General features: G+C 72.9%; 16 protein-coding genes. 4 read left to right on the top strand and 12 right to left on the bottom strand.

The window, feature by feature from the left end; all coding sequences use genetic code 11:
• Positions 1–101 precede the first annotated feature (101 nt).
• Positions 102–473 carry a MazG-like family protein gene (locus ACIQOW_RS26200; RefSeq protein ID WP_401088833.1) on the top strand — a complete coding sequence of 124 codons (372 nt, stop codon included), beginning with the start codon at positions 102–104 and terminating at the stop codon, positions 471–473.
• Here ACIQOW_RS26200 and ACIQOW_RS26195 read toward each other — a convergent pair.
• The 6 genes from ACIQOW_RS26195 to ACIQOW_RS26170 all read right to left on the bottom strand — a co-directional run bounded on the left by ACIQOW_RS26195 (position 470) and on the right by ACIQOW_RS26170 (position 6,802).
• Entirely contained in the window at positions 470–1,780 is a 1,311-nt protein-coding gene (locus tag ACIQOW_RS26195) for a geranylgeranyl reductase family protein (RefSeq protein WP_401088831.1), read from the bottom strand. The genes ACIQOW_RS26200 and ACIQOW_RS26195 overlap by 4 nt on opposite strands.
• Before the next feature lie 264 nt (positions 1,781–2,044).
• Positions 2,045–2,740: a demethylmenaquinone methyltransferase gene (locus ACIQOW_RS26190; RefSeq protein ID WP_188301242.1), complete on the bottom strand. Its 696-nt coding sequence runs from the start codon at positions 2,738–2,740 to the stop codon at positions 2,045–2,047.
• Positions 2,741–2,866: 126 nt separating this feature from the next.
• Positions 2,867–3,454 (bottom strand): hypothetical protein, encoded by a 588-nt coding sequence (locus ACIQOW_RS26185; protein ID WP_188301243.1) that lies wholly within the window; start codon positions 3,452–3,454, stop codon positions 2,867–2,869.
• A 250-nt stretch (positions 3,455–3,704) separates the two neighbouring features.
• Entirely contained in the window at positions 3,705–4,430 is a 726-nt protein-coding gene (locus tag ACIQOW_RS26180) for an imidazolonepropionase-like domain-containing protein (protein WP_401088828.1), read from the bottom strand.
• A 116-nt stretch (positions 4,431–4,546) separates the two neighbouring features.
• Positions 4,547–5,767: a cyclic dehypoxanthinyl futalosine synthase gene (gene mqnC / locus ACIQOW_RS26175; protein WP_188301245.1), complete on the bottom strand. Its 1,221-nt coding sequence runs from the start codon at positions 5,765–5,767 to the stop codon at positions 4,547–4,549.
• A 198-nt stretch (positions 5,768–5,965) separates the two neighbouring features.
• Positions 5,966–6,802, bottom strand: coding sequence for a menaquinone biosynthesis protein (locus ACIQOW_RS26170; protein ID WP_317620486.1), 837 nt, complete (start codon positions 6,800–6,802; stop codon positions 5,966–5,968).
• Positions 6,803–7,279: 477 nt separating this feature from the next.
• Here ACIQOW_RS26170 and ACIQOW_RS26165 point away from each other — a divergent pair, with 477 nt between their 5' ends.
• Positions 7,280–7,483: a cold-shock protein gene (locus ACIQOW_RS26165; RefSeq protein WP_188301247.1), complete on the top strand. Its 204-nt coding sequence runs from the start codon at positions 7,280–7,282 to the stop codon at positions 7,481–7,483.
• A gap of 341 nt (positions 7,484–7,824) precedes the next feature.
• Here the strand turns inward: ACIQOW_RS26165 and ACIQOW_RS26160 are convergent, their stop codons facing one another.
• Complete coding sequence (locus ACIQOW_RS26160; RefSeq protein ID WP_401088827.1) at positions 7,825–9,168, bottom strand: dicarboxylate/amino acid:cation symporter; 1,344 nt, start codon at positions 9,166–9,168, stop codon at positions 7,825–7,827.
• A 470-nt stretch (positions 9,169–9,638) separates the two neighbouring features.
• On the opposite strand from ACIQOW_RS26160, the gene ACIQOW_RS26155 reads away from it, so the two are divergent.
• The gene (locus ACIQOW_RS26155) at positions 9,639–10,847 is read left to right on the top strand and encodes an MFS transporter (RefSeq protein ID WP_401088825.1); all 1,209 of its coding nucleotides are present in this window, start codon (positions 9,639–9,641) and stop codon (positions 10,845–10,847) included.
• Between the two features lie 74 nt (positions 10,848–10,921).
• On the opposite strand, the gene ACIQOW_RS26150 is transcribed toward ACIQOW_RS26155, so the two are convergent.
• The 4 genes from ACIQOW_RS26150 to ACIQOW_RS26135 form a co-directional block, all read right to left on the bottom strand.
• Complete coding sequence (locus ACIQOW_RS26150) at positions 10,922–11,929, bottom strand: LacI family DNA-binding transcriptional regulator (protein ID WP_401088824.1); 1,008 nt, start codon at positions 11,927–11,929, stop codon at positions 10,922–10,924.
• A 188-nt stretch (positions 11,930–12,117) separates the two neighbouring features.
• Positions 12,118–12,462, bottom strand: coding sequence for a DUF4229 domain-containing protein (locus ACIQOW_RS26145; protein WP_188301251.1), 345 nt, complete (start codon positions 12,460–12,462; stop codon positions 12,118–12,120).
• A gap of 114 nt (positions 12,463–12,576) precedes the next feature.
• A complete protein-coding gene (locus tag ACIQOW_RS26140; protein ID WP_188301252.1) occupies positions 12,577–13,104 on the bottom strand; it encodes a GNAT family N-acetyltransferase in 528 nt (175 codons plus the stop codon).
• Positions 13,105–13,247: 143 nt separating this feature from the next.
• A complete protein-coding gene (locus ACIQOW_RS26135; protein WP_401088821.1) occupies positions 13,248–14,564 on the bottom strand; it encodes an MFS transporter in 1,317 nt (438 codons plus the stop codon).
• 121 nt (positions 14,565–14,685) lie between these two features.
• On the opposite strand from ACIQOW_RS26135, the gene ACIQOW_RS26130 reads away from it, so the two are divergent.
• Entirely contained in the window at positions 14,686–15,741 is a 1,056-nt protein-coding gene (locus ACIQOW_RS26130; RefSeq protein ID WP_401088819.1) for a GlxA family transcriptional regulator, read from the top strand.
• 404 nt (positions 15,742–16,145) lie between these two features.
• On the opposite strand, the gene ACIQOW_RS26125 is transcribed toward ACIQOW_RS26130, so the two are convergent.
• Entirely contained in the window at positions 16,146–16,619 is a 474-nt protein-coding gene (locus ACIQOW_RS26125; RefSeq protein ID WP_401088817.1) for an ATP-binding protein, read from the bottom strand.
• Positions 16,620–16,724: the final 105 nt, after the last annotated feature.

Below are 16,724 nucleotides of genomic sequence, written 5' to 3'. Positions count from 1 at the left end.
GCCAACCGACCGACCGGCCTGACCAGCCGACCGACCACCCACCGCCACTCCCGTACGGTGGCAACACCGACCACACCGCACGGGAGCAGGAGCAACGCCGCATGGACAGCCGGATCTGGGAGAGCGTCGACCACCTGGTGGCCTGGCTGGACGAGCAGGGCACCCAGTCGCCCCAGGAGGAACGCCTGCTGCGGATCCTCAAGCTCTCCGAGGAGATCGGCGAGGTCGGCGCGGCGGTGATCGGCGCCACCGGCCAGAACCCGCGCAAGGGGGTCACCCACTCCTGGGAGGACGTCCAGCACGAACTCTGCGACGTCGTCTTCGCCGCCCTCGTCGCCCTGAGGACGCTCACCCCCGACGCGGCCCGCGTCTTCGCCGAGCGCCTCACCTACGTCGAGCAGCGCTCCGCCGCCTCCCGCCGGGACCCCGACGGTCGGCGGCAGGAGACGGCGGCGACACCCGAACCCGACTAGGCGTTCGGCGCGACCTTGGCGAGGCCGTTGATCAGGCGGTCCATCGCGTCGCCGCCCTGCGGGTCGGTGAGGTTGGCGAGCAGCTTGAGGGTGAAGCGCATCAGCATCGGGTGGGTGAGGCCGCGCTGGGTGGCGATCTGCATCACCTTCGGGTTTCCGATGAGCTTCACGAAGGCGCGGCCCAGCGTGTAGTAGCCGCCGTACACGTCCTTGAGGATGCGCGGGTAGGCCTGGAGGGCGCGCTCGCGGCCGCCGTCGGTGACCCGGGCGAGGGCCTGCACGATGACCCCGGCGGCGATCTGGCCGGATTCCATCGCGTAGGCGATGCCCTCACCGTTGAACGGGTTGACCATGCCGCCGGCGTCACCGACGAGCAGCAGACCGCGGGTGTAGTGCGGCTGCCGGTTGAAGGCCATCGGCAGCGCGGCGCCGCGGATCGGCTCGGTCATGTTCTCGGGGGTGTACCCCCACTCCTCCGGCATGCTGGCGCACCAGGCCTTGAGCACCTCGCGCCAGTCCAGTTCGCCGAACGCGGGCGAGGAGTTGAGGATGCCGAGGCCGACGTTGGAGGTGCCGTCGCCCATGCCGAAGACCCAGCCGTACCCGGGCAGCAGCTTGCGCTGGCCTTCGCGGGTGTCCCACAGCTCCAGCCAGGACTCCAGGTAGTCGTCGTCGTGGCGCGGCGAGGTGAAGTAGGTGCGGTAGGCGACGCCCATCGGACGGTCCTCGCGCCGGTGCAGGCCCATGGCGAGCGAGAGCCGGGTGGAGTTGCCGTCGGCGGCGACCACCAGCGGGGCCCGGAAGGTGACCGGCCGCTTCTCGTCGCCGAGCTTGGCGGTGACGCCGACGATCCGCCCGGTGCGCTCGTCCAGGACCGGCCCGCTGACGTTGCAGCGCTCGTAGAGCCGCGCGCCCGCCTTCTCGGCCTGGCGGGCCAGCAGCTCGTCGAAGTCGGCGCGCTTGCGGACCAGTCCGTAGTCGGGGAAGGAGGACAGCTCGGGCCAGTCCAGCTCCAGCCGGACGCCGCCGCCGATGATCCGCAGACCCTTGTTGTGCAGCCAGCCGTTCTCGGTGGAGACGTCGATGCCCATGTCCACCAGCTGCTTGGTGGCGCGCGGGGTCAGGCCGTCGCCGCACACCTTCTCGCGCGGGAAGGCGGTCTTCTCCAGCAGCAGGACGTCCAGCCCGGCCTGGGCCAGGTAGTACGCGGTGGCGGAGCCGGCCGGGCCCGCGCCGACCACGATGACGTCGGCCGTGCTCTCCACGGGGCTGTCCGGCTTCGTCAGATCGGCTGCGGTCTCGGACACGTGGACACACTCCTGGAACTGCGGCTGGGGGACGGCGGCTTTGCCTCCGGCAGTCTAGTTCCGCTCACGCCACCGGCTGCGCCCCCGCCCACCCCGAGCACGGACATCCCGGCCACGGGCCCTCAGGCCCGCAGGCCACGCCTCCCCGACACGACCCCACGGCCCCACAACCCCACAGGCCCACAAGCCCACAACCCCTCAGGCCCGCGGGCCCCGCCCCGGCCACACGCCCCGAGGCGTGCGACCGGAACCGGCCGGGCCCGACTACGCGATCTTGTAGGCCCGGTGAAGCGACACGATCCCACCGGTCAGGTTCCGCCAGGCGACCTTCGACCAGCCGTTGTCCTGGAGCTTGGCGGCCAGCCCCGGCTGGTCCGGCCAGGCCCGGATGGACTCGGCGAGGTAGACGTACGCCTCCGGGTTGCTGCTGACGGCGGTGGCCACCGGCGGCAGCGCGCGCATCAGGTACTCGGTGTAGACCGTCCGGAACGGCGTCCAGGTCGGGGTGGAGAACTCGCAGATCACCAGCTTGCCGCCGGGCTTGGTGACCCGCAGCATCTCGCTCAGCGCCTCGTCGGTGTCCTGGACGTTGCGCAGCGCGAAGGAGATCGTCACCGAGTCGAAGGTGTCGTCCGCGAACGGCAGCCGGGTGGCGTCACCGGCGGTGAGCGCCAGCTCGGGGTGACGGTGCTTGCCCTCGGTGAGCATGCCGACCGAGAAGTCGCACGGGACGACCTGCGCCCCGGCCTCGGCGAAGGGCAGCGACGAGGTGCCGGTGCCGGCCCCGAGGTCGAGCACGAGGTCCCCCGGTCCGGCGGCCACCGTCTCGGCCACCGCCCGGCGCCAGGCGCGGGCCTGGCCGAGGGAGAGCACGTCGTTGGTGCGGTCGTACTTGGCCGCGACGTCGTCGAACATGGCGGCGACTTCGTGCGGCTGCTTGTCCAGAGAGGCTCGGGTCACGCCCCCATTGTTCACCCTCGCACGGACACCCCGACCAACGGGGCACACCGACCCATGACCGCACGCCCGGTCCGCGCCCCCGGACCGCACCCGCAGGCCACGTCCCGGGCCGCACCCGCAGGCACGTCAGTGCTGGGCGCGCCGCCCGCCCGCACGGCGGCGTCGCCGGGACCGCTTGCCCTGCGTTATCGCGGGCATCCCGTCCGCCAGCGCCCCCGTCGCCAGCGCCAGGTTGGCGGCCAGCTTCCCCTGCCCGCTGCGGACCGCGACGGCCTTGTGGTGCCGCCGGATGCGCAGTACGCAGATCACGAAGAACGCGATGGCCACCGGCACGCTGAACCGGGCCAGGCCGACGCCGACCGGCTGCGGGTAGGTGTCGCCGCAGATCCGCACCGCGCCCGGGTCGTCGGCGGCGTGCTCCAGGCAGATCGTGTCGCCGAGCCTGGCACCGTCCGCGAGCGGCAGCGCGGCCGCGGTGTGCGGCTGTCCGCCCGCCCGGTAGCTGACGGCGCTGTAGGTGCCACCGCCGGTCGGGAGCTGGGTGACGACCCCCTCGACTCTCACCGGGTGCGCTTCGATCCGGTCGGCCTGGTCGGCCTGACGCCATCCGAGCAGGCACATGCCGACGGCCAGCACGGCGCTGAGCACGGCGGCGAGGTACCAACCACGGCCCAACCGCGGGATGCGCGGCGGGGGAACGGTCGCGGTCTGCATGGTTCCTGTCCTGGCTTGCCTTCGGGGCCGGGGACACGGCCCTGCCGCCCGCGGGCACGGGCGGTGGTGTGGTGAGGGTACGGAGTGAGCTGTCCGGGATCGTATCCGCTGGCGGGCCCTCAGGTCACGACGAAGGGGCAATCACTCTCCGGTACCGGCAGCCGAGTTCGGGTGCACACGAAGGAAGTCCCGTGCGCCACAGGGGAATCCGCCTACCGGCGAGTACGCGACGCGCGACGTGACGGCCGTCTCATCGACGGCGGTACACCAACCGTCCGCCCAGCACCGTGGCCAGGCACCCGCCCGCCACCGGCTCGGCGCTCCCGTCCCCCGCGACCGCGAACACCGCGAGGTCGGCCCGGCCCCCGGCCGCCACCCGCCCGTACGAGGCCTCTTCGAACGACAGTACGGCCAGCGGATCCAGCGGCCCGGCACCCCCGCCGCCCGGCCGACCGGACACCCCCGACGCGTCAGGCACCCCGGACGCGTCAGACAGATCAGACGCATCAGAAGAACCGGAAGAACTGGAAGAACTGGAAGAACCTGGCAGCCCCACGACCCCCGACCGTGCCACCGCCGTCCGCACCGAGGCCCGCTCGAAGGGGCCGGCCACCGCCGTCACCCCGTACCCGAGCATCCGCTGCAGCCCGCGCCGCGCACTGGCCCCGCACCGCGTCTCGTCCGTGCACCCGGCCAGCCCGTCCGCGACCGGCTCGACGCCGACCTCCTCCCGCGGGTCCGGGTGGTACGCGCGCTCCAACAGCCAGTGCCCGTACGGATTGCGCAGCCCCGGGGCGAGCACGGCGGCGCCCCAGTCCCGTACCCGCGCGCCCGGGTGCGCGACCGCCAGCTCCGCGTACGGCCCGACCGCCTCGACCAGCCCGCCACGCACGACCACCGCCCCGTCGGCGATGGACGGGGCGGTGGGATCGGCCGGGTCGGGCAGCACGAACGCCGCCCGGTGCAGAGTCAGCACAACAGCACCTTCGACTTCGACGGCAGACACCGACGGCAACACCACCAGCGCTGGCACCGGCACCGGCACCGGCACCGGCAGGAGAGGAGACGGGAGAAGGAGAGGGAGAGGCGGACTCAGTTGTCCAGGATCTTCAGCTCCGGGTGCGCCGTGCCCCCCGCCAGCGCCGTGGAGGCGATGTGCGAGGCGACCCGCGGGTCGACCGGGTCGTTGGCCGGGTCGTCCAGCACCCGCAGGTGCTCGTACGTGGTGGAGCGCTGCGCCGGGACGCGGTCGGCGGCCCGGATCAGGTGGATCAGCTCGGTGAGGTTGGAGCGGTGCTTGGCACCCGCCGCCGAGACCACGTTCTCCTCCAGCATCACGGAGCCGAGGTCGTCCGCGCCGTAGTGCAGCGACAGCTGGCCCGCCTCCTTGCCGGTGGTGAGCCAGGAGCCCTGGATGTGGGCGATGTTGTCGAGGAACAGGCGGGCGATCGCGATCATCCGCAGGTACTCGAAGACGGTGGCCTGGGTCGAGCCCTTGAGGTGGTTGTTCTGCGGCTGGTAGGTGTACGGGATGAAGGCCCGGAAGCCGCCGGTGCGGTCCTGCACGTCGCGGATCATCCGCAGGTGCTCGATCCGCTCGGCGTTGGTCTCGCCGGTGCCCATCAGCATGGTGGAGGTGGACTCCACGCCGAGGCCGTGGGCGACCTCCATGATCTCCAGCCAGCGCTCGCCGGACTCCTTCAGCGGGGCGATCGCCTTGCGCGGGCGCTCCGGCAGCAGCTCGGCGCCGGCGCCGGCGAAGGAGTCCAGGCCCGCCTTGTGGATCCGGGTGACGGCCTCCTCGATGGAGACGCCCGAGATCCGCGACATGTGCTCGACCTCGGAGGCGCCCAGCGAGTGGATCACCAGCTGCGGGAACTCGGCCTTGATCGCCGAGAAGGCGCGCTCGTAGTACTCCACGCCGTAGTCCGGGTGGTGGCCGCCCTGGAACATGATCTGGGTGCCGCCCAGCTCGACCGTCTCGGCGCAGCGGCGCAGGATCTCGTCGAGCTCCCGGGACCAGCCCTTGTCGCTCTTCGGCGGCACGTAGAAGGCGCAGAACTTGCACGCCGTCACGCAGACGTTGGTGTAGTTGATGTTGCGCTCGATGATGTACGTCGCGATGTGCTCGGTACCCGCGTAGCGGCGGCGGCGCACCGTGTCGGCGGCGGCGCCGAGGGCGTGCAGCGGCGCCGAGCGGTAGAGCTCCAGCGCCTCCTCCGGAGTGATCCGGCCGCCGGCGGCGGCCCGGTCGAGCACGGCCTTCAGGTCGGTGCTGGACGCATCGAGGGTGGTCGCTGCGAGCTCGGTCACCTGGCGGCCTTCTCTCTCTCAAGTGCTACTGGGGTACGGCCGAACCAGCCTACGCCAGCACATTCCGCGCCCCGCGTCAGCCCGCTGGACCAGGTCCGGAGCCGGTCCCGGCCCGGGCCCCGGCCCGAGGCTCGGTCCCGGCCCGGACAGGTCCCGGACCGGGCAGGCGGCCCGGGCCGTCGGCCGCGGGAGCCCCGCCTACGGCCCCAGCGGCAGCGCGACCGGCTCCAGCAGCCGCACCGCGACGTCGGGGGCGAACCCGCTGTCGTGCGCGACCCGCCGGGCGAACTCGGCGACGCCGGTCAGCTGCCGCTCGCCGAGCGAGAAGTCGAGCGCCTCGCCGAAGTACCGCTCCAGCACGTCGGCCCCGAAGGTCTCCCAGCGGGCGGCCTGCTCGGCGACCTTGGCGGCCTCCACCAGCGACAGGTCGCGGGACTCCAGGAAGGCCCGGTGCACCGCGGCGGTCAGCTCCGGGGCGCGCTCGGCGAACTCGCGCCGCACCGCCCAGACCGCGAAGACGAACGGCAGGCCGGTCCATTCCTTCCACATCTCGCCGAGGTCGTGGACGGTCAGCCCGAGGTCGGCGGCCTGGCCGAGGTAGGCGCGCAGCGCCGGGTCGCCGATCAGGACGGCGGCGTCGGCCTCGGCGAGCATCGCGCTGAGGTCGGGCGGACAGCTGAAGTACTCCGGGCGCACGCCCTCCCGCTCCTCCAGGAGCAGCCGGGCGAGCCGGACGGAGGTGCGGCTGGTGGAGCCGAGGGCGACCCGGCGCCCGTCGAGGTCGGCGAGCGGCACCTTGCTCACGATCAGGCAGGACATCACCGGGCCGTCGCTGCCGACCGCGATGTCCGGCAGGACCAGCAGGTCGTCCGCGTTGCGCAGGTACTCCACGCAGGTGATGGGGCCGATGTCCAGGGCGCCGTCGACGAGCTGGTCGCTCAGCTTCTCCGGGGTGTCCTTGGTGAGGTCCAGATCGAGCAGGTTGCCGGTCCTGGCGAGCCCCCAGTAGAGGGGGACGCAGTTCAGGAACTGGATGTGGCCGACCCGCGGCCTGACCGGGGTGTCCGCCGGCCCGGCCGGTCCGTTCCCCTGGGGCTCCCGCGTCCGCGCGTCCGGTGTTGGTGCTTCCGGTGCTGCCACTGCGCCGCTCCCTTGCTGTTCGTACCTCCCCGCAGCGTATGCCTGCTGTTCCCGGTGGTTCGCACCGGCCACCCGACACGCCCTCACGCGTCCGGGACCGGCCTTTCCACACCCGCTTCCGCCCTTACGACACGCGGCTTCCACGCCTCAAGTGACCTCTGGTCGTCACAGCTGCCGCATGCTAGCGTTGCCCTCAGTTGCAGTTTGATTCCCCTTGCAGTACTTGAAGCCTGCGGAGCATGTAACCGCAGGCTTTTTGTAGTTTTTCAGCAATATCGAAAAATTTCGGACTCGTCCGGAGGCAGGGCGATCAGCGCAGCGGACCGGGTGTCACACAGTGTGGCCCCCGACACGCATCGCAAGGAGAACGGCATGGCTCAGGGAACCGTCAAGTGGTTCAACGCTGAGAAGGGCTTCGGCTTCATCGCCCAGGATGGCGGCGGCCCCGACGTCTTCGTTCACTACTCCGCCATCAACGCGAACGGCTTCCGTTCGCTGGAGGAGAACCAGACGGTCACCTTCGACGTCACCCAGGGCCCGAAGGGCCCGCAGGCGGAGAACGTCACCGCTGTCTGACCATCCTCTGATGATCTGATCGCTCGGGACCCGACCGGGTCCGTCGGCGGCTCCCGACAGCCGCCACCATGAGCACAGGAGCAGTACCCAAGGGGGCCCGCCCATCCGGCGGGCCCCCTGCCTTTTCGAAAGCCGTGCCGGAACGTGAGCCCGCCCGGAACGTGAACCCGGGGCATGAGTCCGGGGCATGAGTCCGGGGCATGAACCCGGGCCTGAGTCCGAAACATGAGTTCGGACACGGATTAAAGGAAATGCGGAAAGGGCCCCTCCCGTCACCGGGAGAGACCCTTTTCCTCATGTCGGTCGAACGCCCCCTCAGACGCGCGACCGCACGTTCACCTTCAGGCCACGGCCGGAGCCGCTCCGCCCTTCCCGCCGGCAGCCGGCTTCACGTCCTCGTCGTACAGGTCCGCGGAGGGGTTGTTGTACGCGGCGACGTCCAGGATCTTCTCCCGGGCGGCGACCACGATCGGCACGACGACCTGGCCGGCGACGTTGGTCGCGGTGCGCATCATGTCCAGGATCGGGTCGATGGCGAGCAGCAGGCCGACGCCCTCCAGCGGCAGGCCCAGGGTGGACAGGGTCAGCGTCAGCATGACGATCGCACCGGTGAGCCCCGCGGTGGCGGCCGAGCCGACCACCGAGACGAACGCGATCAGGATGTAGTCCTTGACGCCCAGCTCGATGCCGAAGACCTGGGCGACGAAGATCGCGGCGATGGCCGGGTAGATCGAGGCGCAGCCGTCCATCTTGGTGGTGGAGCCGAACGGCACCGAGAAGGACGCGTACTCGCTCGGGACGCCGAGGCGCTCGGTGACGCGGCGGGTGACCGGCAGGGTGCCGACCGAGGAGCGCGACACGAAGGCCAGCTGGATCGCGGGCCAGGCGCCCTTGAAGAAGTGCAGCGGGTTGAGCCCTGCGGCGAAGCGCAGCACCAGCGAGTAGACGACGAACATGACCAGCGCGCAGCCGAGGTAGATGTCCAGGGTCAGCGTGGCGAAGGGCTTGAGCAGGTCCCACCCGTACTTGGCGACGGACTTGCCGATCAGGCCGAGGGTGCCGAGCGGGGAGAGCCGGATGATCCACCACAGCGCGGTCTGGGTCAGCTCCAGCACGGACTCGCTGAGCTTGAGGACCGGTTCGGCCTTGGCGCCGAGCTTGATGATCGCCGCACCGACCACGACCGCCAGGAAGACGATCTGGAGCACGTTCACCTTGGCGAAGGCGTCGACGATGTTGGTCGGGAAGATGCCGGTCAGGAAGTCGATCCAGCTGCCCTTGGAGTCGAGCGCCTTCAGGCCCTCGGTCTTCAGGTTGGTGCCCTTGCCCGGGTTGGTCAGCAGGCCCAGGCCGATACCGATGCCGACCGCGATCAGCGAGGTGATCATGAACCAGAGCAGCGTGCGGGTGGCCAGCCGGGCCGCGTTGGTCACGTTGCGCAGGTTGGCGACGCTCACCACGATCGCGGTGAACACCAGCGGCGGGACGGCCAGCTTGAGCAGCTGGACGAAGATCTTGCCGATGGTCTCCAGGGTGGTGGCCAGCCAGGAGATGTCGGCGGCACGGGCCAGGTAGCCGAGGCCGACGCCGAGCACGAGGCCGGCGACGATCTGCACCCAGAAGGGCGTCTTGCGGATGCGGGCGAGCACGGACGGCGACGAGGTCGCCTCGGGCGCTGTGGACATGGGGGAGCGTCTCCGGGGGAGGGCGTTGCTGACGGTGAGGTGTGGGGCGGAGCGGGCGGCACGGCGCGGGGCCGGACGGGAAGGGTCCGACCCCCGGTCAGGGGCGTGCCGCCGCGGTACAGCTCAGGGGAGTACAGCTCATGGCGCGACAACGGCGCGGGCTGTCCACAGCACCGGCCAGAGCACACGGGCGGGCGGCGCCGGGCAGTGGGCCCGGGCCGTTCATCCGCAGTGCGTCCGAGGCTGTCATGGCCGATACGTTAGCAGCAAAGGTTTGAGATGTTCAAAGTACTTGTTTGAGTTCACGCGGAATCCCTGCCCGCCCGGGCTGTGCCCCGAACCTGCGGTCCGGACACGAACGAAGCTGACGCACCATCAGATCGACTCGGCGACCCGATTGACCGCTGAGCAGTTATACGTATAACTTTGACGGCGTCCCCGCCCCCGCCTGCCCACTCCGGAGAACGCCGATGGGCTACCTCGCCCTGCTCCGTGCCCCGCACGTCACCCGTCTACTGCTCGGCACCCTGCTCGGCCGGCTGCCCGCCGGCATGACCGCCCTCGTCATCGCCCTCGCCCTGCGCGACGCCGGGGTGGCGTACGGACGGGTCGGGCTGGCCACCTCCGCCTACGCGATCGCCGCCGCCGTCGGCGGTCCCGTGCTCGGCCGGATCGTGGACCGCACCGGACAGCCGCGCGTCCTGATCGCCTCCGCCGTGGTGGCCGGCGGCGGGTACGCGCTGCTCGCCCTCGCCCCCGGCTCCGCGATCGCCGCGCCGGTCGGGGCCGCGATCGCCGGCCTCGCGATGCCTCCGCTGGAACCCTGCCTGCGCTCGCTCTGGCCGGACGTGGTCGAGGAGAAGCAGCTCGACACCGCGTACGCCTTCGACTCCGCGTCCCAGCAGACCCTCTACGTGGCCGGGCCGCTGGCCGTGGCCGCCATCTCCGGACTGTTCAGCCCGGTCGCCGCGCTCTGGGTGGCCGCCGGCCTCGGACTGGCCGGCGCACTGATCGTGGCCACCACCGGGCCGGCCCGGTCCTGGCGCGCCCCGGCCCAGGAGCAGTCCGCCGGACTGCTCGGACCGCTCCGCTCCCCAGGCCTGGTGCTGCTGCTGGTCGGACTGGCCGGGGCCGGTTGGGCGGTCGGCGCCCAGAACGTGCTGTTCATCGCCTACGCCGAACAGCACACCGGCGCGCTGCCGGGCGGCGGGGGCACCCTGCTGGCACTGGCGGCGCTCGGCGGCCTGCTCGGCGCGCTCGCCTACGGCGTGATCAAGTGGCGGCAGAACACCGCCACCCGCACCTGGATGATGGCCCTCGCGATGGCCGCCTGCTACCTGCCGCTGGTCGCCCTGCCCGGGCCGTACCCGATGGCCGCGCTGGCCTTCCTCTCCGGGATCATGCTGGCCCCGCTGCTGGCGGCGGCGTTCGTGCTGGTCGCCGAACTGGCGCCGACCGGCACCGTCACCGAGGCCTTCGCCTGGCTGGTGACGCTGTTCGCCACCGGCAATTCGCTGGGCTACGCCGTCTCCGGCAAGCTCGCCGAGGACTCACTGCGCCCGGTGGCGCTGTGCGCGGCCGGCGGGATCGCACTCGGCGCGCTGCTGCTGTTCGGTGCCCGGCGCTGGTTCCATCCGGCGCCGCTCGTCCCCGCCGCGCAGCCCGTCCCGGTGGGCTGACCCACCCCCACGAACGACCGCGCCCACCGGTGGTCTGGCCGGCGGGCGCGGTCTTCTCATTCACTCACGGGTGATCAGCGCTGCGAGGCCGCGCCCGCCGGCGCCGTCGAGGCGCGCAGCACCAGCGAGGTGGCCAGCGGCGCGACCGGCGCCACCCGCTCCCCGCGCAGCAGCGCCGCCAGCGCGGCCGCGCCCGCCCGGCCCAGCTCCTCGCCCGGCAGGTCGACGGTGGTCAGCGGCGGGGCGAGCAGCGCCGCCACCGCGACGTTGTCCATGCCGACCACGGACAGGTCCTCCGGGACCCGCAGCCCCAGCTCGGCGGCGGCCTGGTAGACCCCGGAGGCGACCACGTCGTCGTCGCAGATCACCGCGCGCGGCCGGTCGGCCCGCTCCAGCAGCCGGCCCGCCACCGTCCGCGCGGCCCGATGGCCGTCGTTCAGGCTCACGCCCAACTCCACGACGTCCAGGTCGAGTTCACGGACGGCCTGCTCGAAGGCGGCCTGCCGGACGCGGAAGGTGTACGCGGCGTGGCTGGAGCGCAGCCGGCCGATCCTGCGGTGGCCCAGCGCGGCCAGGTGCTCGACCGCGGCGCGCATCCCGCCGGCCACGTCGAGCTCGACGGTGGGACGCGCCCGGTCGGTGCCCGGGTCGGCGTCCAGGAAGACGGCGGGGGTGTCGGCGGGCAGCTCACCGAGCTGGCTGTCGTCCGGGGAGCAGATCAGCAGGCCGTCGAAGCGGCCGGCGGTGGCGGCCTCGGCGAGGGTGGCCCGGCCCCAGCCGGAACTGACCACGACGGCCAGGCCGTTGCGTCCGGCCTCCTCGTGGACGCCTTCCAGCACCCGGCCGAAGAACGGCCCCTGGAGGTTCGGCACGGCCAGCAGGACCATCCCGCTGCGGCCGAGCCGCAGCTGGCGGCCGGCCGCCTGGGGGCGGTAGCCGAGGCTGCGGGCGGCCTCCCTGACCCGTTCCCGGGTGGCCTCGGAGACCCGCCGGCCGGCCTCGGCGCCGGAGAAGACCAGGGAGACGGTGGCCTGGGAGACCCCGGCGAGCCGGGCCACGTCCCGTCCGGTGGGCCGGCGCACGGGGGCCGGCCAGGTGCCGGACGCCCCCTCGGCGGGAGGCGGCCCGGACGACGGTCCGGCCGACGAACCGGACGACGGTCCGGAGGGCAGCTCGGCGGGCGGTTCCGAAGGCGGCTCGGACGGCGCGGAGTCTCGGGTGGCGGGCACGGCGGCTGGAGTCGGCGCTGGTGTCGGCGGTGGTACCGGGCTCAGCTCTGGCCGGCGGCGGCCGCGCGGGCGGCGTCGTCGGCGGCGTCCTCCTCGGCGTTCTGGGTGGCGATCCGCTCGGCGGTGCGGTTGCGCATCCCGGAGACCTTGCCGCTGATCTGGGCGGACATCTCGTCGCGCTGCCTGCCCAGCAGCGCGTAGCTGAGCGGCGCGGAGGCGAACGCGGCCAGCAGGAACAGGAAGATCACGCCGGCGTCGCCGCTGACCGGGATGATCCCGAAGTGCCCGAGCAGCAGGGCCACCAGCAGGCAGCCGAGGAAGATGCTGACCCGCAGCGAGGTGTAGCGGAGCGTGGCGTGCGACTTCTCCGGGCCGTTGCTGGGCACTGGACACTTCCTTCTTCGTTGCGCCGGGGCGGGTTCTCCAGTCAAGCATGCCTGACGGCCGGGGCGGGGCACGGGGCACCGGATCCGGCCCGCCCCGCCCGTCCGGGGCCGTCGTCAGCGCAGGTCGAGCCACATGGTGATGTCGTCCCGGTCGTCCCCCGGGGCGACCCGGATCGCGGCCGGCACCCGGCCGACCTCCCGGTAGCCGCTGCGGGCGTAGAACCGCTCCAGCCCCTGGCCGCCGCGCGCGGTGAGCCGCAGCGACTCCAGGCCCCACTCCCGCGCCACCCGCTCGGCCTCGGCGAGCAGCCGGGCACCGTGGCCGTGGCCCTGGAAGTCGGGGTGCACCATGACCCGCTTGAGCATGCGCCAGTGCTCCATCAGGCCGAAGCGCATCGACTCGAAGAACAGCACGCCGACCAGTCGGCCCGTCCCGCTCTCGTGGGCGACCAGCAGCCGGTCCGGGCCGTCCGGCTCGACCCCGGCGAACTGGTGGTCGGCGGTGTCCCAGACCTCCTCCTCGGTGACCGGTGCCACGAACCCGACCGCACCGCCGGCGTTGGTGACGTCGGCCCACAGCCGGACGACGTCCGTCCGCAGGTCGGGGTCGAGCTTCGGGTCCAGGGTGAAGATGAGCGCCATGGGGCGGAGCCTAGGGCGTGTCTGACAATTCCCGCCGGGTGCGCGACGCCAATTGTCAGACACGCCCAGGACCTCCGGTACGACGGCCCCTCCGGAAGCCCCGGGACCGCGCTCCCGTGACGGCCGCCCCGGCTGTGCCGCCGTCACCGGAGCGCCGGCGCCGGCCCCTCGGAACGCGCGGTCCGCAGCGCCAGGCAGAGCCCGACCGCGACCGCGCACAGCGCGCCGGCGCCGTACCAGGTGACGTCGTAGTTGCCGAGCGCGTCGCGGGCCAGCCCGGCCAGCCCGGCGACGACGGCCGCGCCGATCTGGTGGGCGGCGAGCACCCAGCCGAAGACGATCGGGGCGTCCTCGCCGAAGTGCCGGCGGCAGAGCGCGACGGTCGGCGGCACGGTGGCCACCCAGTCCAGGCCGTAGAAGACCACGAAGGCGAGGATCGGCGGCTGGAGCGAGCCGGCCAGCAGCTGCGGCAGCAGGAGCAGGGACAGCCCGCGCAGCCCGTAGTAGACGGTCAGCAGCAGCCGGGAGTCGACCCGGTCGGTGAGCCAGCCGCTGAAGACGGTGCCGAGCACGTCGAACACACCGATCAGGGCGAGCAGGCTCGCGGCGGTGGTGACCGGCATGCCGTGGTCGTGCGCGGCCGGGATGAAGTGGGTGCCGACCAGGCCGGCGGTGGTGGCGCCGCAGATCGCGAAGGAGCCGGCCAGCAGCCAGAACGCCCGGACCCTGGCGGCGTCCCGCAGCACCCGCAGCGAGCGGGCCAGGGCCCGGCCTCCGGCGGCCGGCGCGGGAGGGGCCTCGGTCGCGCCGTACGGGAGCAGGCCGAGGTCGGCCGGGCGCTCGCGCATCAGCAGCAGGACCGGGACGGCGACGGCACTGGCGGCGAGCGAGACCACGACCACGGCCGAGCGCCAGCCGTGCTGCTCGACCAGCCAGGCGCCGACCGGCAGGAAGACCAGGTTCCCGGCCGCTCCGGCGGCGGTGAGCACCCCCGTGACCAGGCCCTGACGGGCCTGGAACCAGCGGCCGGTGATGGTGGTGGCGAAGGCCCCGGCCATCGAGCCGCTGCCGAGGCCGACCAGCACGCCCCAGCAGAGCACCAGTTGCCAGGGCTCGCGCATCAGCATGGTCAGTCCGGCGCCGACCGAGATGGTCAGCAGCGCGCAGACCACCACCAGGCGCACCCCGAACCGGTCCATCAGGGCGGCGGCGAAGGGGGCGGTGAGGCCGTAGAGGGTGAGGTTGACGGAGGTGGCGACGGAGATCGTCCCGAGCGACCAGCCGAACTCGTTGTGCAGGGCGTCCATCATCAGGCTCGGCGTGGAGCGGAAGCCGGCCGAGCCGAGCAGGACGAGCAGGGAGACGGCGGCCACCACCCAGGCGTAGTGCACCCGGGGGCGCCCGGACGGGGCGGTCGGTTCGGAGAGGGGCGTGGGGACGAGGGCGCTGCGTTCGGTCACGCGGACGAGTGTCCCGGGGCCGCCCCGGGCCGGACGAGTGGCCTGAATGACAGCTTTCGCAAGAATCGGGCCAGGGCCCGCGGTAGCCTGGCCCGGACCCACCGGCACCCGAGGGGACGACATGGCACACCTGGTCGCGGTACTCGCCCTGGAGGGCGTCATCGCCTTCGAACTCGGCATCCCCGCCCGCATCTTCGGCGGCGCCAAGGACCCGGCCGGACGGCCGCTGTACGAGGTGGCCACCTGCACCCTGGACGGACGGCCCGTCACCACCAGCGCCGACTTCCGGATCACCGTCGACCACGGCCCCGAACTGCTGGAGCGGGCCGACACGGTGCTGATCCCGGCCTCGGCCGTCTCCGCTCCGGCGGTCGCCGACACCTGCTTCACCCCGGCGCTGGCCGCCGCACTGGCCCGGATCCGGCCCGGCACCCGGCTGATGTCGATCTGCACCGGCTCCTTCGTCCTGGCCGCCGCCGGCCTGCTGGACGGCCGCCCGGCCACCACCCACTGGCGCTACACCGAGCGCTTCGCCCGGCTGTTCCCCCGGGTGCTGCTGGACCCCGACGTGCTCTACACCGACGACGGCGACGTCCTCACCTCCGGCGGGGTGGCCGCCGGGGTGGACCTGTGCCTGCACGTGGTGCGCCGCGACCACGGCAGCGCGGTGGCCAACGCGGTGGCCCGCAACTGCCTGGTGCCGCCGTGGCGCGAGGGCGGCCAGAAGCAGTACGTGGAGGCCCCCAGCCCGGTGGACTCCGGCGGCAGCGGCACCGCCGCGGTGCGCGCCTGGGCCGTGGAGCACCTGGACCGGCCGCTGGCGCTGCGGGAGCTCGCCGACCGGGCGGGGATGAGCGTACGGACCTTCACCCGGCGCTTCCGGGAGGAGACCGGCGCCAGCCCGGGGCAGTGGATCACCACCCAGCGCACCGAAAGGGCGCGGCAGTTGCTGGAGCGGACCGATCTGACGGTCGACCAGGTCGCCCGGGAGTCCGGCTTCGGCACCGCCGCCTCGCTGCGGCTGCGGCTGCGCGGCCGGCTCGACGTCGCGCCGAGCGCCTACCGGCGCACCTTCCGCGCCCTCCCGGAGCACCCCGTCGCCGCGGAGAACCCCACCGCCGGAAACCCCACCGCCGCCGAACTCCCTGCCGAACTCCCTGCCGGGCGCGCTTCCTGAGCACACCCTGGGAATCGACCTGCCGGTGGCCGGATCCCGCCGCTCCCCGGCGACGCATTGGATGGCGGCACACCGCGCGCACCCCGAGCGCAGCACGGCAAGCCGCCATCCAACCGCGGCGCGCGAGCCCTGAACCCGCGCCGCACCCTCCGCACTCGCCAAGGAGCAGGCCTCGCCCGGCTGCCGACGGTCCCCCTCGCTGGCGCGAACTTCCCTGGACAGCAACACCGCGGCGGTGGACGGACATCCCCTCGGCGTCCCCTCGCGACGGAGCGCCGCACCCAAGCGTGATCAGTCGGATACGTCACGTCAATGGGTAGTCCGAAATTCGGAATGGTTGCGTCACCTTTCGGCCGGTGATCGGCGCGGGTGTTCGACCCACCCGACGGCCGCCGCGAAAGCCGCTATTGCGCCAAAGCCGCCCAGTCGGCGTCGGCCAGCGGATCGGCCGGGCGGGCGTCGCTGCCGATCTCGCACCAGACCCGCTTGCCCGAACCGTCCGGGTACCAGCCCCAGCGCTCGCAGAGCAGCTCGACCAGCTCCAGGCCGCGCCCGTTGGTCGCGTCCTCGTCCGCGCCGGTGTGCCGCGGGGCGGGGGCGGCCCGGCTCGCGTCGGCGACCTCCACCCGCAGCGGAGCGGCCGGGCCGCCCTCCTGCGGGCCCCCGGCCACCGGCAGGCAGAGCCTCAGCACCGCCGGACAGCCGGTGTGCACCACGGCGTTGGTGACCAGCTCCGAGACCACCAGCACCACCGTCTCGGCCATCGGCGCGTCCGGGTCCACCCCGTGGTTCAACAGCCGCGAGCGCACCCACCGGCGGGCCCGGCCGACCTCGGCGGGGTCAGCCTGCACCGCCAGCTGTACCTGAAGAACCTGCACCGCTCCACCACCCGCACTCGCAGTTCGGCCATAGTCCCGATCGGGCCGGCGGCCGGCGGGCCCTCGCACGTCGCCCGGCGCCACCCGGGCCGTACCCGGGCGACC

Source organism: Kitasatospora sp. NPDC091335 (genome assembly GCF_044757205.1).
Lineage (GTDB): Bacteria > Actinomycetota > Actinomycetes > Streptomycetales > Streptomycetaceae > Kitasatospora.
Note: the sequence above shows the minus strand (reverse complement) of the source record. Positions and strands in the feature narration are given on the sequence as shown.

Coding starts and splice junctions, on each gene's coding strand:
- ACIQOW_RS26200 (WP_401088833.1), top strand. CDS start 102: ATGGACAGCCGGATCTGGGAGAGCGTCGACCACCTGGTGGCCTGGCTG.
- ACIQOW_RS26185 (WP_188301243.1), bottom strand. CDS start 3,454: ATGCAGACCGCGACCGTTCCCCCGCCGCGCATCCCGCGGTTGGGCCGT.
- ACIQOW_RS26165 (WP_188301247.1), top strand. CDS start 7,280: ATGGCTCAGGGAACCGTCAAGTGGTTCAACGCTGAGAAGGGCTTCGGC.
- ACIQOW_RS26160 (WP_401088827.1), bottom strand. CDS start 9,168: ATGTCCACAGCGCCCGAGGCGACCTCGTCGCCGTCCGTGCTCGCCCGC.
- ACIQOW_RS26155 (WP_401088825.1), top strand. CDS start 9,639: ATGGGCTACCTCGCCCTGCTCCGTGCCCCGCACGTCACCCGTCTACTG.
- ACIQOW_RS26140 (WP_188301252.1), bottom strand. CDS start 13,104: ATGGCGCTCATCTTCACCCTGGACCCGAAGCTCGACCCCGACCTGCGG.
- ACIQOW_RS26130 (WP_401088819.1), top strand. CDS start 14,686: ATGGCACACCTGGTCGCGGTACTCGCCCTGGAGGGCGTCATCGCCTTC.